This window comes from Streptomyces tatrensis, assembly GCF_049310065.1.
Taxonomy (GTDB): domain Bacteria; phylum Actinomycetota; class Actinomycetes; order Streptomycetales; family Streptomycetaceae; genus Streptomyces.
The window spans coordinates 4,502,410-4,518,634 of record NZ_JBMDLB010000011.1 but is presented as its reverse complement, the minus strand read 5'-3'; the positions used below and the strand labels follow the sequence as shown (position 1 = coordinate 4,518,634).

The 16,225-nt window shown below is 71.8% G+C and carries 18 protein-coding genes; 9 read left to right on the top strand and 9 right to left on the bottom strand.

The window, feature by feature from the left end; translation table 11 throughout:
* Window positions 1-87 precede the first annotated feature (87 nt).
* Window positions 88-849 carry a putative protein N(5)-glutamine methyltransferase gene (locus ACODT5_RS36285; RefSeq protein ID WP_422523311.1) on the top strand — a complete coding sequence of 254 codons (762 nt, stop codon included), beginning with the start codon at window positions 88-90 and terminating at the stop codon, window positions 847-849.
* On the opposite strand, the gene ACODT5_RS36280 is transcribed toward ACODT5_RS36285, so the two are convergent.
* Window positions 755-1,270: a DUF6188 family protein gene (locus ACODT5_RS36280; protein WP_422523310.1), complete on the bottom strand. Its 516-nt coding sequence runs from the start codon at window positions 1,268-1,270 to the stop codon at window positions 755-757. The genes ACODT5_RS36285 and ACODT5_RS36280 overlap by 95 nt on opposite strands.
* A gap of 131 nt (window positions 1,271-1,401) precedes the next feature.
* Here ACODT5_RS36280 and ACODT5_RS36275 point away from each other — a divergent pair, with 131 nt between their 5' ends.
* The 3 genes from ACODT5_RS36275 to ACODT5_RS36265 all read left to right on the top strand — a co-directional run bounded on the left by ACODT5_RS36275 (window position 1,402) and on the right by ACODT5_RS36265 (window position 2,931).
* Complete coding sequence (locus ACODT5_RS36275) at window positions 1,402-1,851, top strand: helix-turn-helix domain-containing protein (protein WP_422523309.1); 450 nt, start codon at window positions 1,402-1,404, stop codon at window positions 1,849-1,851.
* A 56-nt stretch (window positions 1,852-1,907) separates the two neighbouring features.
* Complete coding sequence (locus ACODT5_RS36270; protein ID WP_422523308.1) at window positions 1,908-2,462, top strand: hypothetical protein; 555 nt, start codon at window positions 1,908-1,910, stop codon at window positions 2,460-2,462.
* Between the two features lie 124 nt (window positions 2,463-2,586).
* The gene (locus tag ACODT5_RS36265; RefSeq protein WP_422523307.1) at window positions 2,587-2,931 is read left to right on the top strand and encodes a DUF2516 family protein; all 345 of its coding nucleotides are present in this window, start codon (window positions 2,587-2,589) and stop codon (window positions 2,929-2,931) included.
* A gap of 57 nt (window positions 2,932-2,988) precedes the next feature.
* Here the strand turns inward: ACODT5_RS36265 and ACODT5_RS36260 are convergent, their stop codons facing one another.
* The 3 genes from ACODT5_RS36260 to ACODT5_RS36250 all read right to left on the bottom strand — a co-directional run bounded on the left by ACODT5_RS36260 (window position 2,989) and on the right by ACODT5_RS36250 (window position 6,575).
* Window positions 2,989-4,227 (bottom strand): PP2C family protein-serine/threonine phosphatase, encoded by a 1,239-nt coding sequence (locus tag ACODT5_RS36260; RefSeq protein ID WP_422523306.1) that lies wholly within the window; start codon window positions 4,225-4,227, stop codon window positions 2,989-2,991.
* Between the two features lie 273 nt (window positions 4,228-4,500).
* Window positions 4,501-5,550, bottom strand: coding sequence for a C40 family peptidase (locus tag ACODT5_RS36255; protein WP_422523305.1), 1,050 nt, complete (start codon window positions 5,548-5,550; stop codon window positions 4,501-4,503).
* A gap of 215 nt (window positions 5,551-5,765) precedes the next feature.
* On the bottom strand, window positions 5,766-6,575 hold the full coding sequence (locus tag ACODT5_RS36250; RefSeq protein WP_422523304.1) for a class I SAM-dependent methyltransferase: 810 nt from the start codon (window positions 6,573-6,575) through the stop codon (window positions 5,766-5,768).
* Window positions 6,576-6,737: 162 nt separating this feature from the next.
* On the opposite strand from ACODT5_RS36250, the gene mshA reads away from it, so the two are divergent.
* Both mshA and ACODT5_RS36240 read left to right on the top strand, forming a co-directional pair.
* A complete protein-coding gene (mshA, locus tag ACODT5_RS36245; protein WP_422523303.1) occupies window positions 6,738-8,126 on the top strand; it encodes a D-inositol-3-phosphate glycosyltransferase in 1,389 nt (462 codons plus the stop codon).
* The gene (locus ACODT5_RS36240; protein WP_422523302.1) at window positions 8,119-8,649 is read left to right on the top strand and encodes a type III secretion system chaperone family protein; all 531 of its coding nucleotides are present in this window, start codon (window positions 8,119-8,121) and stop codon (window positions 8,647-8,649) included. The genes mshA and ACODT5_RS36240 overlap by 8 nt, the downstream gene beginning before the upstream one ends.
* 88 nt (window positions 8,650-8,737) lie before the next feature.
* On the opposite strand, the gene ACODT5_RS36235 is transcribed toward ACODT5_RS36240, so the two are convergent.
* Window positions 8,738-10,126 (bottom strand): MFS transporter, encoded by a 1,389-nt coding sequence (locus tag ACODT5_RS36235; protein ID WP_422523301.1) that lies wholly within the window; start codon window positions 10,124-10,126, stop codon window positions 8,738-8,740.
* Between the two features lie 164 nt (window positions 10,127-10,290).
* Here ACODT5_RS36235 and ACODT5_RS36230 point away from each other — a divergent pair, with 164 nt between their 5' ends.
* The 3 genes from ACODT5_RS36230 (at window position 10,291) to ACODT5_RS36220 (ending at window position 14,241) form a co-directional block, all read left to right on the top strand.
* Window positions 10,291-11,052, top strand: coding sequence for a phosphoglyceromutase (locus ACODT5_RS36230; protein WP_422523300.1), 762 nt, complete (start codon window positions 10,291-10,293; stop codon window positions 11,050-11,052).
* Between the two features lie 137 nt (window positions 11,053-11,189).
* Complete coding sequence (locus ACODT5_RS36225) at window positions 11,190-12,650, top strand: FG-GAP-like repeat-containing protein (RefSeq protein WP_422523299.1); 1,461 nt, start codon at window positions 11,190-11,192, stop codon at window positions 12,648-12,650.
* A 97-nt stretch (window positions 12,651-12,747) separates the two neighbouring features.
* Window positions 12,748-14,241 carry an FG-GAP-like repeat-containing protein gene (locus ACODT5_RS36220; RefSeq protein WP_422523298.1) on the top strand — a complete coding sequence of 498 codons (1,494 nt, stop codon included), beginning with the start codon at window positions 12,748-12,750 and terminating at the stop codon, window positions 14,239-14,241.
* Window positions 14,242-14,310: 69 nt separating this feature from the next.
* Here ACODT5_RS36220 and ACODT5_RS36215 read toward each other — a convergent pair whose 3' ends face one another.
* The 4 genes from ACODT5_RS36215 to phoU all read right to left on the bottom strand — a co-directional run bounded on the left by ACODT5_RS36215 (window position 14,311) and on the right by phoU (window position 16,173).
* On the bottom strand, window positions 14,311-14,613 hold the full coding sequence (locus ACODT5_RS36215) for a hypothetical protein (RefSeq protein ID WP_422523297.1): 303 nt from the start codon (window positions 14,611-14,613) through the stop codon (window positions 14,311-14,313).
* Window positions 14,614-14,779: 166 nt separating this feature from the next.
* A complete protein-coding gene (locus ACODT5_RS36210) occupies window positions 14,780-15,106 on the bottom strand; it encodes a hypothetical protein (RefSeq protein WP_422523296.1) in 327 nt (108 codons plus the stop codon).
* 101 nt (window positions 15,107-15,207) lie between these two features.
* A complete protein-coding gene (locus ACODT5_RS36205; RefSeq protein WP_243339483.1) occupies window positions 15,208-15,360 on the bottom strand; it encodes a hypothetical protein in 153 nt (50 codons plus the stop codon).
* Window positions 15,361-15,495: 135 nt separating this feature from the next.
* Entirely contained in the window at window positions 15,496-16,173 is a 678-nt protein-coding gene (gene phoU / locus ACODT5_RS36200) for a phosphate signaling complex protein PhoU (protein ID WP_030858619.1), read from the bottom strand.
* Window positions 16,174-16,225 lie beyond the last annotated feature (52 nt).

Sequence of the window (16,225 nt, the reverse complement as noted above, 5' to 3'; positions counted from 1 at the left end):
CGTATGGGTGTCGGGGCGGGTGGCCGGGCGGGTGGCCGGGCGGTCGGCCGGGCGGGCGGGAAACTGGACGGACGAGGACTGAGGTACTTGGCAACACTGGTGGAAGCCCTGCGCGCGGCCGGCTGCGTCTTCGCGGAGGAGGAGGCGGAGCTGCTGACGGCCGCCGCCGAGGACGCGGGGCACCTGGAGGGGCTGCTGGCCCGGCGGGTGGCCGGCGAACCGCTGGAACACGTCGTCGGCTGGGCGGAGTTCTGCGGGCTGCGCATGGCCGTCGGCGAGGGGGCCTTCGTGCCGCGCCGGCGCAGTGAGTTCCTCGCGGGGCAGGCGGTGGAGGCGGCCCGGCCCGGCGCGGTGGTCGTGGACCTGTGCTGCGGGGTGGGCGCGCTCGGCGCCGCCGTGGCCGCGCGGGTGCCGGGGGCCGAGCTGCACGCGGCGGACATCGACCCGGCCGCACTCGCCTACGCCCGGCGCAACGTGGCCCCGTACGGCGGCCGGGTGTGGGAGGGCGACCTCTACGTACCCCTGCCCGCCGGGCTCCGCGGCCGGGTGGACGTCCTGGTGGTCAATGCCCCGTACGTCCCGACCGGGGAGATCGCGCTGCTGCCGGCGGAGGCCCGCGACCACGAACCGCCCGTCTCCCTGGACGGCGGGGCGGACGGCCTGGACGTCCACCGCCGGGTGGCCGCCGGCGCCCCGCCCTGGCTCGCGCCGGGCGGCAGCCTGCTGATCGAAACGAGCACCCGCCAGGCCCCGGTCACCTCCGCGGCCCTGACGGCGGCGGGCCTGTCGGTGCGCACGGTGACCTCCGAGGAGTACTACGCGACGGTGGTCGTCGCGACGGCGCCGTAGGCGGGGGGTTGTCTCCCTTCCAGACGGCGAGTTCGCCGCCCGGAAGGGAGACGAAGCGCCATCCGTCGGGGCCTGCGATGTGCCATGCCTCGTAGGAGGGATCCGCAGGGCAGTTCAGATGCGTACCCGTGCCGAACACCAGGCGCAGGGCGCCGGACTTGAAGGCGACCGCGGAGCGGATGTCCGCTCCGAACAGGGCGAGTGCCGCCGCGACGTCCTGGGTCTGCGGATCGAGGACAGACGGCGGATTGGTTCGGATGGACCCGTGCGAGAGGCTGACGGGCCCCTCAAGGGTGACCTCCCAGGCAGAGTCGAGGACCAGCGTGAGCCGGAAGTCCACGACGATCTTGGTGACGGGCAACCCCCGCAGGTTCAAAATCCATCGGTCGTCGTCTTCGACGGGACCTTGTTCGGTGCTCATCGGTAAACCTTGACCGATCTGCGATGCGGTAGCCATGCCCTTTTCGTCACGCCGGGAGGGCGCCCCCCAGTGGTGGGAGTTATTGCAAGCAGCTGCTTGCAATAGTTAGCAAGGTGCGGCAGGATCGGGGCATGGCATCGCTCAACGTCGGGAACCTCGGCGAGTACCTGCGCGAGCAGCGGAGGCAGGCACAGCTTTCGCTGCGGCAGCTGGCCGATGCGGCGGGGGTGTCGAATCCGTACCTCAGTCAGATCGAACGCGGGCTGCGCAAGCCGAGCGCGGACATCCTGCAGCAGCTCGCCAAGGCGCTGCGGATCTCCGCCGAGACGCTGTACGTGCAGGCCGGAATCCTGGACGAGCGGGACCGGGACGCAGTGGAGACGACGGCCGTGATCCTCGCCGATCCGTCCATCAGCGAGCAGCAGAAGCAGGTGCTGCTCCAGATCTACGCGTCCTTCCGCAAGGAGAACGCCGCCGAGGCCGAGGCGAAGGCAGCGGCCGAGGCCGGGGATGAGGCGGCTGGAGCCGAAGCCGCCGCCGACGGCGGCAGTGGCGATGCCGATATGCGCCGTACGAGCTGAGTACGCACTGAACACGCAGAGCACGAACTGAGACCGTGATCCGGGAGGACCACCACATGGCCATCGCCGATGACCTGAAGAAGACCCTCACCGACCCGACCCCCCTCTACTTCGCCGCCGGCACCGCCGACCTCGCCGTGCAGCAGGCCAGGAAGGTGCCCGGGCTGATCGAGCAGCTGCGCGCCGAGGCCCCCGCGCGCATCGAGGCCGTGAAGAACACCGACCCGAAGGCCGTGCAGGAGAAGGCCAAGGAGAAGGCCAAGGAGGCGCAGGAGGCGGTCACCGCCACCGTCGCCGAGGTGTTCGGGTCGATCGACGCGAAGAAGCTCGGGGAGACCGCCCAGGACCTGGCGCTGCGCGGGGTCGGCGTGGCCGCCGAGTACGCGGTCAAGGCCAAGGAGGCCTACGACAAGGTCGCCGAGCACGGTGAGCAGACCGTACGGGCATGGCGCGGCGAGGTCTCCGAGGAGATCGTCGACATCGCCGTGGTCGTGGAGCCGGAAGCCGCCGAGCCGGTGGCGGAGCCCGCCGCCGAGCCCGCGCCGAGGAAGGCTCCGGCCCGCAAGGCCGCGGCCAAGAAGGCCGCCGCCGAGCCGGCCGACGAGAGCTGAGATGCGCGCGACGGACCGGGCACCCGATGGGCGTCCGGTCCGTTGTGGTTTGAGAAACGGGCTCTGCCGGTAGCGTGGAGGCAGGCGGCATCCGGCGAGCGAGGCGTGAGAAGGCGGTCAGACGATGTTGATGAACGGGTTCAATCAAGGGGTGCTTCCGCTGTTCGGGTACGCCATGCTCCTGCTCGCCGTGGTGGCCTTCGTGATGGCGCTGACGGCGCGCGAGGACGCGTACCGGGCGGCGAGCAAGCAGACCAAGACCTTCTGGCTGGTCATCCTCGGCATCACCGTGCTCGTGGACTTCTTCCTCGGGATGCTCTTCCTGCAGATCGCCGGCCTGGTCGCCAGCATCGTGTTCTTCGTCGACGTGCGCCCCGCCCTCAAGCAGGTCTCGGGCGGCGGCGGTGGCGGCCGACGGGGCGGCAGCAGCAGTGACGGGCCGTACGGGCCCTACAACGGCGGACGGTAGGCCGATAGGCCAATAGGCGGGTAGCCGGGTAGGCCGGTAGAAGGCCTGCCCGGCCCGTCAGCCCTCGGCGCGGGAGAGGAGGACGACGGCGACGTCGTCCGTCAGCTCCCCGCCGTTGAGGCGGCGGGCTTCGGTCACGGAGGCTTCGAGCAGGCCTTCGCCGCTCAGCCCGTCGGCCAGGTGGCGGTTGATCATCTCGACCATGCCGTCCTGCCCGAGCCGCTCCTTGCCCTGGCCGATGCGGCCCTCGATCAGGCCGTCGGTGTAGAGCATCAGGCTCCACGTACCGCCCAGCTCCACCTGGCGGCGCGGCCAGCGGGCCTTGGGCAGCAGGCCGAGCGCCGGGCCGCTGTTCTCGTACGGGAGCAGCCGCGCGGGGCGTCCCGGCCGGGAGATCAGCGGCGCCGGATGGCCCGCCAGGCACAGGCCCGCGCGCCGGCCGTCCGGGGCGATGTCCACCGTGCAGAGCGTCGCGAAGATCTCCTCACAGGGTCGCTCGACTTCGAGGACCTGCTGGAGGGTGGAGAGCAGGTCGTCGCCGCACAGGCCGGCCAGGGTCAGCGCCCGCCAGGCGATGCGCAGCTCGACGCCGAGGGCGGCCTCGTCCGGGCCGTGGCCGCAGACGTCGCCGATCATCGCGTGGACGGTGCCGTCGGGGGTGCGGACGGTGTCGTAGAAGTCCCCGCCGAGGAGCGCGCGGCTGCGGCCGGGGCGGTAGCGGGCGGCGAAGCGGAGGTCGGAACCTTCCAGGAGCGGGTGCGGGAGCAGTCCGCGCTCCAGGCGGGCGTTCTCCTGGGCCCGAAGTTTCGATTCTGCGAGCTTGTACTGGGCGATGTCCGCCCGTTTTCTCTCCACCGCGTAGCGGATGGCGCGGCTGAGCAGCCGCCCGTCGAGCTCGTCGCGGAACAGGAAGTCCTGGGCCCCCACGCGTACGGCCTCCGCGGCGCGCTCCGCGTCCTCCTCGGAGGTGAGCACGAGGACGGCGTGCCGCGGGGCGATGCGGAGCACCTGGCGCAGGGCGCCGAAGGGATCGGCGACGTCCGCGGCTCCGCCGCCGTGCGGGAGCGCGAGGTCGAGCAGGACGCAGTTCACGTCCGGGGTGAGCAGCCGGGCCGCCTCCGTGAGGTTGCGGGCGCTGCGCAGCCGGATGCGGTGGCCGTCGGCGTCGAGGATCTCGGGGACGGTGAGGCCGCCGGCGGGGTCGTCCTCGATCACCAGCAGGGTGAGCGATGACGTGGCGCCCGGGCCGCTCTCGGTGCCCGGGATGTCCCTCTGCCGCGGTACGGGTACGGGCATCGTCTCCGGTTCCTTCCCGCCCCCTCGGGGGTTCGCTCGTCCGGCGACCCTAGCGGCGGGACGAGGGAAGCGGAATGGCGGGTCCGGCTCGGGGCTCCGGCATATGCCGTTATCGGGGGGGAAAGTCCGCGTCGACGAATGACCAACGTCACGGCGGAGGCCTACGACGTCCCGCCCACCGAGACGTGCCGCCGACGTACCGCCGCCGGGGGCGGCACGTCCCCGAGGACGGTGAGCCCCCGGAGGCGCTGCCTGTCGGTGAGCGGGCCGTCGCTACGCGTCCGGCCTGACCACGGCCTTGATCGGCATGGAGCCCGCGCCGGCCATGGTGACGTTGCGGCCGGGGCGGGGGGAGTGGACCATCGCGCCGTCCCCGACGTACATCCCGACGTGGCTCGCGTCGTCGAAGTAGATGATCAGGTCGCCCGGCCGCATGTCCTTGACCGCGACCTTCGGCAGCCGCAGCTGCTCCTGCGAGGTGCGCGGGATCCGCTTGCCCGCCGCGAGCCAGGCCTGCGAGGTCAGCCCGGAGCAGTCGAACGAACCGGGTCCCTCCGCGCCCCACACGTACGGCTTGCCTATCTGGGCGGCCGCGAACTGCACGGCCCGCTTGCCCGCGTCGGTGGCCGCGGATCCCGAGGAGCCGTCGATCGGGCGCGTGGACAGCCAGTCGTTCTGCGCCTTGCGCTGCGCTTCCGCCTCGAGCTCCAGCAGCCGGGCCTTCTGCTCGGCCTCCAGCTTGCTCTCGAGGTCCTCCGCCGCCTTGATCTTGTCCTCGACCTGCTTCTTCGCGAGTTCCTGCTTGACCCGGTTGGCCTCCAGGGTCTCCCAGTGCGCGCTCGCGTCCCTCGCGTACTGCTGCAAGTCGCTCTGGGTGCGGTTCAGTTCGGAGAGCAGGTCCGAGGTGGCCTTCTCGCCCTGGCGTAGCCGGTCGTTGCCGTCCAGGAACTGCGCCGGGTCGTTGCTCAGGGCCAGTTGCGCGCCGGGCGGCAGCCCGCCCGAGCGGTACTGGGCACGGGCCGCGGCCCCCGCGCGGCCCTTCAGGGTGGTGATGCGGTCCTGGCCCGCGAGGACCAGGTTGGCGATCTCCACGATCTTGTCGGACTGCGTCTTGGTCTCGCTCTCCGCGAGGTTGAAGGCGTCCGTGGCGGCGCCCGCCTCGCGGTAGAGGCCCTCTATGTCCTTGCGGACCTGCTCCAGGGACTTGCCCTGCTGGGGCTCCGGCGCGGCGAACGCCGTGCCGGCCAGTGCGCCGGGCGCGGACAGCAGCGCCATCGCGCAGAGCAGAGTGAGGGCGATCGAACCCCGTCGTCGTTTCCTCATGGTCCCCCCAGACACCGGATTGACTAATCGTCAGTAACTTGTGATTGCCTTCGGGATGGTGCCACGAGTCGGTGAATTCCAACACCCTTGTGGATATCCATCCGATGCGTCCCGATCGCCCCCGCGGCCCCCCTGGCCACAGTCTCCACGGCCTCAACGGCCTCCACGACAGGCACGGCAGCCACGACTGGCACGGCAGCCACTGCCGCCCCCCGTCACCCCGAAGGCCTCAACGCTTCCCACCGCACCGTCAGTTCCCCCTGACGCCACCGCACCGGCCCGTCCGCCAGCGGCCAGTCCCCGGCCAGCGCCCGTGCCGTCCGGATCCACCGCTGCCGCGCCCCGTAGGAGGCGTACGGGGCCGCCGCCGCCCACGCCCGGTCGAAGTCGCGCAGGAACGCGTGCACCGGCTCGCCCGGCACGTTGCGGTGGATCAGCGCCTTCGGCAGCCGCTCCGCCAGGTCCGAGGGGCGCTCCAGGGAGCCCAGCCGGGTCGCGAAGGTCACCGTGCGCGCCCCTTCGGGCCCGAGCGCGACCCAGACGTGGCGCCGCCCGATCTCGTCGCAGGTCCCCTCCACCAGCAGCCCGTCGGGAGCCAGCCGGGCGCACAAGCGCTCCCACACCGCCTCGACCTGCTCCTCGTCGTACTGGCGCAGCACGTTCGCCGCCCGGATCAGCGCCGGCCGGACCCCGCCGTCCAGCGGCACCTCGAAGCCGCCGTGCCTAAAGCTCAGGCCCTCCCGCTCGTACGGCTTCGCGCCCGCGACCCGGGCCGGCTCGATCTCGATGCCGACCACCCGCACCCGCGGGGCCGCCTCCCGCAGCCGCGCCAGCAGCTCCACCGCGGTCCAGGGCGCAGCCCCGTAGCCGAGGTCCACCGCGACCGGGGCCTCCGCGCGCCGCAGCGCCGCCCCGTGCGTGGCCGCGATCCAGCGGTCCATGCGGCGCAGCCGGTTCGGGTTCGTCGTCCCGCGGGTCACCGTGCCGACGGGGCGACGAGGGGGAGGGGTGGAGCGGGAGGCCATGTGCAGAGAGTAAGCGGAGGGCTCCCGCCCGATAAAAATCCGGCGCGGCAGCAGGAAAACCGTCCGTCCCGGAATGCGGGGGACGGCCACCCGGGTTGCACTCCTAGAAGAGCGCCCACAGCGCTCTCCGTGTCATGCCGCCGAGCGAGAGGAACTGCTCCCTTGAGCCAGTACGTGTCCCGCATCGGCGGCAGCATCGGCGGCCGCTTCGCCGCCGCCCGCGCCGGCACCCGCCACGAGCCGCCGCGCCTGCGCCTGCCCGCCGCCGTCGGCGGTCACCGCAAGCCGCGCCGCGTCGCCATGCTCAGCGTGCACACCTCACCGCTGCACCAGCCCGGCACCGGCGACGCCGGCGGGATGAACGTCTACATCGTCGAGCTGGCCCGGCGCCTCGCCGCGATCAACATCGAGGTCGAGATCTTCACCCGGGCCACCGCCGGCGGCCTGCCGCCCGTGGTCGAGCTCGCGCCCGGAGTCCTCGTACGGCACGTGGACGCGGGCCCGTACGAGGGCCTCGCCAAGGAGGAGCTGCCGGCCCAGCTGTGCGCCTTCACCCACGGCGTCATGCAGGCCTGGGCCCGCCATCGGCCCGGCTACTACGACCTGGTCCACTCCCACTACTGGCTCTCCGGCCACGTCGGCTGGCTCGCCGCCGAGCGGTGGGGCGTCCCGCTCGTGCACGCCATGCACACCATGGCCAAGGTCAAGAACGCGGCGCTCGCCGAGGGCGACACCCCCGAGCCCGCCGCCCGCGTCATCGGCGAGACGCAGATCGTCGACGCCGCCGACCGGCTCATCGCGAACACCGCCGAGGAAGCCGACGAGCTCGTACGCCACTACGCGGCCGACCCCGGCAAGGTTGCCGTCGTCCACCCCGGCGTGAACCTCGAGCGCTTCACCGTCGCCGACGGCCGCGCCGCCGCCCGAGCCCGCCTCGGACTGCCGCAGGACGCCGTCATCCCGCTCTTCGCGGGCCGCATCCAACCGCTCAAGGCCCCCGACATCCTGCTGCGGGCCGTCGCCGAGCTCGTCGACCGGGAGCCGGCGCTGCGCACCCGGCTGTTCGTACCCGTCGTCGGCGGGCCGAGCGGCAGCGGGCTCGCCAAGCCGGAGGGGCTGCAGAAGCTGGCCGCGAAGCTCGGCATCGCGGACCTCGTGCACTTCCACCCGCCGGTGGCGCAGGACGCGCTCGCGGACTGGTTCCGGGCGGCGTCCGTGCTGGTCATGCCCTCGTACAGCGAGTCCTTCGGACTGGTCGCCATAGAGGCGCAGGCCACCGGCACGCCGGTGCTGGCCGCGGCCGTCGGCGGGCTCCCCGTCGCCGTCGACGACGGGGTCACGGGGATCCTTGTACCCGGCCACGATCCGGTCGACTACGCCCGTGAGCTGCGGCGCTTCGTGGACGAGCCGGGCCTCGTGGACCGGATGGGCGCGGCGGCCGCGCGGCACGCGCAGTTCTTCGGCTGGGACACCGCCGCGAGCGGCACGGCCGACGTGTACACGGGGGCGATGCACGATCACCGCCGTCACGTACGCTCCCACCATGGCTGACGCTCACCCCACCGACGCCGCTGACGGCACGGACGGCACCGACACCGCGGCGATCATCGAAGCGACGCTGACCGGCGCGGAACTGAGCTGGGAGAGCCCCGCACCGGGCTCGTACGTGGTCCAGCTCCCCGGCACCCGCAAGCTGAGCACCACCTGCTCGCTCAAGGCCGGCAAGCACTCCCTGTCGGTCAACGCCTTCGTGATCCGCCACCCGGACGAGAACGAGGCGGCCGTCCACCGCTGGCTGCTGGAGCGCAACCTCAAGCTCTACGGCATGGCCTACGCGGTCGACGCGCTCGGCGACGTCTACCTGACGGCCCGCCTCCCCCTGTCGGTGATCACCCCCGACGATCTGGACCGGCTGCTCGGCACGGTCCTGGAGGCGGCCGACGGGGCCTTCAACACCCTGCTGGAGCTGGGTTTCGCGAGCGCGATCCGGCGGGAGTACGAGTGGCGGGTCTCGCGGGGCGAGTCCACGCGCAACCTGGACGCCTTCAAGCACCTGACGCAGCCGTCGGCCTGATTCAGCCCCGCCGGCGTTTGAGGCGCGGGGTTCCGGGGGCGGCGCCCCCGGGAGCGGCGCCGCACGGTGCTCCGCCCGAAACCCCGCCTCAGACGCCGGCCGTACCGGGGACGACGGCGGCCGGAGCCGGCTCCGCCACCAGGGCGGCTGCCGGGGTCGGCTCCCCGGCGACGACGGCCACCGGGGTCGGCTCCGCCGTGATGACGGCCACCGGGGTGGGCTCCGCCGAGGCGGCAGGCCCGGTGGAGGCGCCCGGCTCCGCTCCCGGCTCCCCCTCGGGGAGCCCCCGCATCAGCAGCCAGTAGCCCAGCGCCGCCACCGTGCCCAGGACCGCCGTCGCGCCCCACAGCCACGCCGCGCCGAAGTGCTCGATCGCGAAGCCCGCCATCAGCGGGGCGATCAGCGAGGCCACCGCCCACGACATCGTGTACATGCCCTGGTAGCGGCCGCGCCCGTGCAGCGGGGAGAGCCGCGCGACCAGGCCCATCTGGGTCGGCGAGTTGATGATCTCGGCCAGCGTCCACACGCAGACGGTCAGTGCCAGGCTCCACACCGAGCCGCCGAAGGCCGTCAGCCCGAACCCGTACCCGGCCAGCAGCGCCGAGATCACCAGCAGCTTCTGCGGATCGCGGTGCTCGATGAACCGGGTGACCGGGATCTGCAGCAGCACGATCAGCACGCCGTTGACCCCGATGACCAGCCCGTAGTCGGCCGTCGAGAACCCGGCCGCGCCCATCGCGAGCGGCAGCCCGAACGAGCCCTGCATGAAGATCAGCGAGATCAGGAACGACAGCCCGACCACACCCATGAACCGCCCGTCCCGCAGCACCGTCCCCAGGCCGATCTCCGGCTCGGCGGCGGCCTTCTGCGCCGCCGTCTTCTCCGGCCGGGACTCCGGCAGCTTGAGGTAGACGAGCACCGCGCAGACCAGCGTCAGGGCCGCCTCGCCGAGGAACCCGGCCAGGTAGCTGTGCTCCGCGACGAAGCCCGCCACGGTCGCGGAGACGGCGAAGCCGAGGTTGATGGCCCAGTAGTTCAGCGCGAAGGCCCGTACCCGGTCCTCCGGGCGGACGATGTCCGCCATCATCGCCTGCACCGCGGGCCGCGAGGCGTTGGAGGTCATGCCGACCAGCAGTGCCACCGCGGCGATCGCCGCCGGGTGCTCCATGAACCCGAGAAGCGCCACCGAGAACGCGGTCGACGCCTGCGCCGCCATCAGCGTGGGACGCCGGCCCAGCCGGTCCGTGAGCACCCCGGCGACGAGCGAGGACACCACGCCGCCGAGCCCGTGCAGGGCCACCACAAGTCCCACGAAAGAGGCCGAATAGCCCCGCTCCAGGGTCAGGTACAACGTCATGAATGTGGCGACGAAGGCCCCGAGCCTGTTGACCAGCGTGCTCGTCCAGAGCCACCAGAACTCCCGGGGCAGACCCGCCACGCTCTCGCGGGCGGCCCGTCTCACACTGGCAACGGACATAAGGAATCCCCCCGGAGATGTAAGCGTCCCTCTACTCGTTCGGACCCTACGGAAACCGGCCCTCCGGAGCCACTGGATTGACGGCTGCCGTCAATCGGGGGACCGTCCCACATGCCGTACACACCGCGCGCGAGGGTACGGGTGTGTCCATTAGGCTCGTACGCATGGCCGACGCACCGTACAAGCTGATCCTCCTCCGCCACGGCGAGAGCGAATGGAACGCGAAGAACCTGTTCACCGGCTGGGTGGACGTCAATCTCAACGAGAAGGGTGAGAAGGAGGCGATCCGCGGCGGTGAGCTGCTCAAGGACGCCGGTCTGCTCCCCGATGTCGTGCACACCTCGCTCCAGAAGCGCGCGATCCGCACCGCGCAGATGGCGCTGGAGGCAGCCGACCGCCACTGGATCCCGGTCCACCGCTCCTGGCGCCTGAACGAGCGCCACTACGGCGCCCTCCAGGGCAAGGACAAGGCCCAGACCCTCGCCGAGTTCGGCGAGGAGCAGTTCATGCTGTGGCGCCGCTCGTACGACACCCCGCCGCCGGCGCTCGAAGACGGTACGGAGTTCTCGCAGTCCGGGGACCCGCGCTACGCCTCCATCCCGCCGGAGCTGCGCCCCCGTACCGAGTGCCTCAAGGACGTCGTCGTCCGCATGCTCCCGTACTGGTACGACTCGATCGTCCCGGACCTGCTGGACGGCCACACCGTCCTGGTCGCCGCGCACGGCAACTCCCTGCGCGCGCTGGTCAAGCACCTCGACGGGGTCTCCGACGCCGACATCGCGGGCCTGAACATCCCGACCGGCATCCCGCTCTCCTACGAGCTGGACGCCGACTTCAAGCCCCTCAACCCGGGCGGCACCTACCTCGACCCGGACGCCGCCGCGGCCGCCATCGAGGCCGTCAAGAACCAGGGCAAGAAGAAGTAGCAGCAGCGACCCTGCCCCCGACCTGCGCACACCGCGCGGATCGGGGGCATTCGTCTGTTCCCGTAACTCGTACAACCGTTCCGGCCCAACGGGAGTCATAGGGGCGGACATTGGATCGAGTTCTGGGGGAACCGGCCGTGAGGCGCCACATCCATCACTCCGTCGCAGTCATTGCGGCACTCACCACGCTCACCGGAGGCCTGCTGGCCGCCACGGGCACCGAGGCCGAAGCGGCTGTGACCGGGCCCGCGGCCACCCGGTACGCCGACGACTTCAACGGCGACGGGTACCACGACCTGGCGATCGGCGCCCCGAACTCCGCCGTGAACGTCACCGGCACGGACGGTGTCACCACCCCGGTGTACGCCGCGGGTTACGTGACCGTCTCCTACGGCGGCAAGTACGGCGCCCAGAAGACCGGCCTGAAGGTCATCACCCAGAACAGCCCCGGCATCCCGGGCGACCCGACGGCGAACCGGGCCTTCGGGGCGGTCCTCACCAACGGCGACTTCAACGGCGACGGCTACGCCGACCTCGCCGTGGGCACGCGGGCCGACCAGGTCACCCTGATCTGGGGCAGCGCCACGGGACTCAAGGGCGCCACCACGATGGCCGACCCGCAGAAGAAGCCCGGCTACGGCGTCGTCCTGAAGGCCGGCGACTTCACCGGTGACGGGAAGACCGACCTGGTCGTCGGCTACTCCACCTCGCTCCGGCTCTTCCGCGGCCCCTTCAAGGCGGACGGCTCGCCGCTCTCGACGCAGTCGGTGGACCTCGGCCGCGACTACCCCGTCTTCGGGGCGGAGGACGCGCAGAACCGGATCGCGGTGGGCCGGATCAACAAGGGCGCCATCGACGACCTCGTCGTCCTCGGCGAGCGCAGGAACTACGACGAGGCGATGCGGGGCCGGGTGCTCCTCGGCGGGACGTCCGGACTGCGCTTCACCCCGGTCACCATCCGCGGTGGCGGCAGCCTCGCGATCGCGGACTTCGACAAGGACGGCTACGGCGACATCGCGGTGGGCGACTCCGCGACCCAGATCGACACCGACTACGGCGCGGGCGTCGTCCGGGTCAACTACGGCTCCGCCAACGGCGTGGACGACACCCGTGGCGTCCGGACGTTCACCGAGGACAGCGACGGTCTCCCGGGCACCGTGGAGAAGTACGACCGCTTCGGCAACTCCGTCGCCGCGGCCGACCTCAACCTGGACGGCTACCCCGAGCTGATCATCGGCGCCCTGGGCGAGCGCAAGGCCACCTGCGAGCACTGCTACATCACCGGCGGCGGCTTCTACGTGCTGAAGGGCACGTCCAAGGGCGTCACCGGCATCGGGGCCGCCTGGTACGCGCACAACGCGCCCGGCCTGCCCACGCCCGCCGGCACGTTCCGCATCCCCTCGCTGCTCAAGGCCACCGACCTGAACAACGACAAGCAGCCCGAGCTCACGTTCGCGGTCGCGGCGGGCGTCCCGCAGGTCTGGTCCGTCGGCACGAAGGACGGCAAGGTCGCCGGGACCGCGCCCACCCGCGTCGTCAACCCGCCGGTCGACTCCCAGGTCAACACCGGCAACCAGTTCGGCGTACTCGTCCGCTGACGGGTCACGGACGACGAGGCCGAGCCCGTACAACCGTTCCGGCCCAACAGTGGTCTTGGGTACGGACATTCGATCGAGTTTCTTGGGGGAACCGGCCGTGAGACGCCACATCCGTCACTCCGTCGCGATCGTCGCGGCGCTCACCACACTCACGGGAGGCCTGCTGGCCGCCACGGGCACCGAGGCTGAAGCGGCCACGGCCGCGACCGGGCCCGCGGCCACCCGTTACGCCGACGACTTCAACGGCGACGGCTACCACGACCTGGCCATCGGCGCCCCGAACTCCGCCGTGAACGTCAAGGGCGCCGACGGGGTCACCACCGCGGTGGCCAATGCCGGCTACGTGACCGTCTCCTACGGCAGCAAGTACGGCGCCCAGAAGACCGGCCTGAAGGTCATCACCCAGAACAGCCCCGGAATGCCGGGCGACCCGAAGAAGGACCAGCGCTTCGGTGAGGTCCTCACCACCGGCGACTTCAACGCCGACGGTTACGCGGACCTTGTGGTGGGCACCCGGGACAACTACGACCGGGGCACGCGGCCCGGCCACGTCACCCTGATCTGGGGCAGTGCCACGGGGCTGAAGGACGCCATCTCACTGGCCGACCCGCTGAAGAGGATCGGCTTCGGCGTCGTCCTGAAGGCCGGTGACTTCACCGGTGACGGGAAGACCGACCTCCTCGTCGGCTACTCCACCACGCTCGAACTGTTCCGGGGCCCCTTCAAGGCGGACGGCTCGCCCGTCTCGACCCACCGGCTGGACCTCGGCCGCCAGTACCCCGTCTTCTCGCCGGGAGAGGCGCAGAACCGGATCGCGGTGGGCCGGATCAACAAGGGCGCCATCGACGACCTCGTCGTCCTCGGCGAGAGGCAGGACCTGAGCGCACCGATCCGGGGCCGCGTGCTCTTCGGCGGGACGTCCGGACTGCGCCTCACCCCGGTCACCATCCGGGGCGGCAGCAGCGTCGCCGTCGCGGACTTCGACAAGGACGGCTACGGCGACATCGCGGTGGGCGACCCGGAGATCCAGATCGACACCATCCGCTCGGCGGGTCTGGTCCGGGTCAGCTTCGGCTCCGCCACCGGCGTGAACGAAGCCCGCGGCTACCAGACGTTCACCGAGGACACCTCCGGCATCCCCGGCGGAGTCGGCACGGGCGACCGGTTCGGCCAGTCCCTCGCCGCGGCCGACCTCAACCTGGACGGCTACCCCGAGCTGATCATCGGCGCCACGGGTGAGCGCAAGGCCAACTGCGGCTGGGACTGCGACGTCACCGGCGGCGGCCTCTACGTGCTCAAGGGCACGTCCAAGGGCGTCACCGGCACCGGCGCCACTTGGTACGCGCACAACGCGCCGGGCCTGCCCGCCCCCGCCGGCACCTTCCGCATCCCCTCGCTGCTCAAGGCCACCGACCTGAACAACGACAAGCAGCCCGAGCTCACCTTCGCCGTCGCGGCGACCGTCCCGCAGGTCTGGTCCGTCGGCACGAAGGACGGCAAGATCGCCGGGACCTCACCCACCCGCGTCGTCAACCCGCCGGTCGACTCCCAGATCACCACCGGCAGCGAATTCGGCGCACTGGTCCGCTGACCGGGTCCTCCGGGCCGAAGCCCCCCACCCGCCGGTCCCCGGAGGGTGGGGGGCTTCTCGTTGTCCCGCTCAGGCGCCGCCGGTCACACCGGGGACGACGAAGCGCCTGTGCAGGGGGGAGATGGCCACCTGAGGGTCTCCCTGGACGCCCAGTTCCCCCTTGATCACGGGCGTGATCCGGTCGGCGATGAACCGGGTGAAGTGGTCCTCCGACTCCCAGACGTCGTGCGCGTGGAAGCCGTCGTCGGCGAACCAGCTGGTGTGCAGCACCAACCCGTCCGGAACGTCATCCTCCCAGCCCACGCGGGCGCGGGCGGCGTCGTACAACTCGGGTGTGAGCTCGGGCCACGCAAGGTTCATCGCGATTGGCACGGCGGTTTCTCCCAGTCACCTCGGGTGCCGCGGGCTGCGCGGCACGGCATGACGACGCTAAGCAGGCCGGGAGGGCCGGGCACTTCGGAGCGGGCATTCGGACGCAGTGGGCGGCGTACGGGGCCAGGGGGCGCCGAAGCGGTGTGACATCAGTGTCCGGCGGCCGTCAGGGCGCGGGGCGGGGGAGCGGCCCCCGGTCCGTCGGCGGGCCCGGTGGGCGGGGTCGGGTCGCGCGTTCGGCGATCCTGCGGTCCATCTCCGCGCGCCGCGCGGCCGCGTTGCTGCCGTCGAGCTGGCCCGCGAAGGCGCGGTACGCCGCGGCCACGAGTGTGTCCGGAGCGTTCGGGTGGGCGCGTGCGATGGCCCACAGGGCGTCCTCCGTCTGGCTGTCCAGACCCGTCTCGGTGCGCACTCCGCGCCCCGACAGCACGTTCGTCAGGACGCTCTCGAAGTTGCGCCGCAACTGCTCCTGGCTGGGGTGGCCGAAGCGCATGACCGTCTCCGTCTCCGTCTCTCGATGGGACCGATGCGAAGGGCCCCGGCCGACGACTGCCGGACGGGGCCCTTCGCGTACGGGTGACCAGGCGGGCGGCCTCAGCCGCCGCACTGGCAGGGGGCGCCGGACTGGCAGCCGCAGCCGCAGCCCGAGCCGCAGCCGCAGGCCGCGAGCAGGGGCAGGCGCAGGCGCAGCCCCTCCGGGGGCTGCGCTTCCTGCTCCGGGGTGATGGGGACGGGGGAATCGGGCATGGATCCTCCTCGTAGGCGTTGTGCCTTCGCCTCATTCATGCCCAGCCCGGCCCCCGCGTCAACGGCGCATTGGGGGCTCGTTGTTGATCGGGGCGCCGCTGATCCGGCCCCCGCCGCCCCCGCCGGCCCCGCGGCTCAGACGCCCTCGACCTGCGTGGGCGCCTGGAGCTCGTCCGCGTGCTCGCCCGTCACCAGGTAGACGACGCGCTTGGCGACCGACACCGCGTGGTCCGCGAAGCGCTCGTAGTAGCGGCCCAGCAGCGTGACGTCGACCGCCGTCTCGATGCCGTGCTTCCAGCGGTCGTCCATCAGGTGCTGGAACAGGGTGCGGTGCAGCTGGTCCATCTCGTCGTCGTCCTGCTCCAGCTGGAGCGCCAGGTCGACGTCCTTCGTGATGATGACCTCGGCGGCCTTCGCCATCAGCCGCTGCGCGAGCTGCCCCATCTCCAGGATGGTCGCGTGCAGGTCGCGCGGGACCGCCGTGTCAGGGAAGCGCAGCCGCGCGAGCTTGGCCACGTGCTGCGCCAGGTCGCCGGAGCGCTCCAGGTCGGCGCTCATGCGCAGCGAGGTGACGACGATGCGCAGGTCGGTGGCGACCGGCTGCTGGCGCGCGAGCAGCGCGATGGCACGGGCCTCCAGGTCGTGCTGGAGGTCGTCGACCTTCTGGTCGGCGGCGATGACGCTCTCGGCGAGCTTCAGGTCGGCGTCGAGCATGGAGGTCGTGGCCCGCCCGATGGCGGAGCCGACCAGCCGGGCCATTTCGACCAGGCCTTCACCGATCGAGTCCAGTTCCTCGTGGTACGCGTCACGCATGTCTCGTGTCCCTCTCTCGACCTACTACTACTGCCGTACTGCTGCCCGGGGC

Coding starts and splice junctions, on each gene's coding strand:
- ACODT5_RS36280 (WP_422523310.1), bottom strand. CDS start 1,270: ATGAGCACCGAACAAGGTCCCGTCGAAGACGACGACCGATGGATTTTG.
- ACODT5_RS36275 (WP_422523309.1), top strand. CDS start 1,402: ATGGCATCGCTCAACGTCGGGAACCTCGGCGAGTACCTGCGCGAGCAG.
- ACODT5_RS36270 (WP_422523308.1), top strand. CDS start 1,908: ATGGCCATCGCCGATGACCTGAAGAAGACCCTCACCGACCCGACCCCC.
- ACODT5_RS36265 (WP_422523307.1), top strand. CDS start 2,587: ATGTTGATGAACGGGTTCAATCAAGGGGTGCTTCCGCTGTTCGGGTAC.
- ACODT5_RS36260 (WP_422523306.1), bottom strand. CDS start 4,227: ATGCCCGTACCCGTACCGCGGCAGAGGGACATCCCGGGCACCGAGAGC.
- ACODT5_RS36255 (WP_422523305.1), bottom strand. CDS start 5,550: ATGAGGAAACGACGACGGGGTTCGATCGCCCTCACTCTGCTCTGCGCG.
- ACODT5_RS36250 (WP_422523304.1), bottom strand. CDS start 6,575: ATGGCCTCCCGCTCCACCCCTCCCCCTCGTCGCCCCGTCGGCACGGTG.
- ACODT5_RS36240 (WP_422523302.1), top strand. CDS start 8,119: ATGGCTGACGCTCACCCCACCGACGCCGCTGACGGCACGGACGGCACC.
- ACODT5_RS36235 (WP_422523301.1), bottom strand. CDS start 10,126: ATGTCCGTTGCCAGTGTGAGACGGGCCGCCCGCGAGAGCGTGGCGGGT.
- ACODT5_RS36230 (WP_422523300.1), top strand. CDS start 10,291: ATGGCCGACGCACCGTACAAGCTGATCCTCCTCCGCCACGGCGAGAGC.
- ACODT5_RS36210 (WP_422523296.1), bottom strand. CDS start 15,106: ATGCGCTTCGGCCACCCCAGCCAGGAGCAGTTGCGGCGCAACTTCGAG.
- ACODT5_RS36205 (WP_243339483.1), bottom strand. CDS start 15,360: ATGCCCGATTCCCCCGTCCCCATCACCCCGGAGCAGGAAGCGCAGCCC.
- phoU (WP_030858619.1), bottom strand. CDS start 16,173: ATGCGTGACGCGTACCACGAGGAACTGGACTCGATCGGTGAAGGCCTG.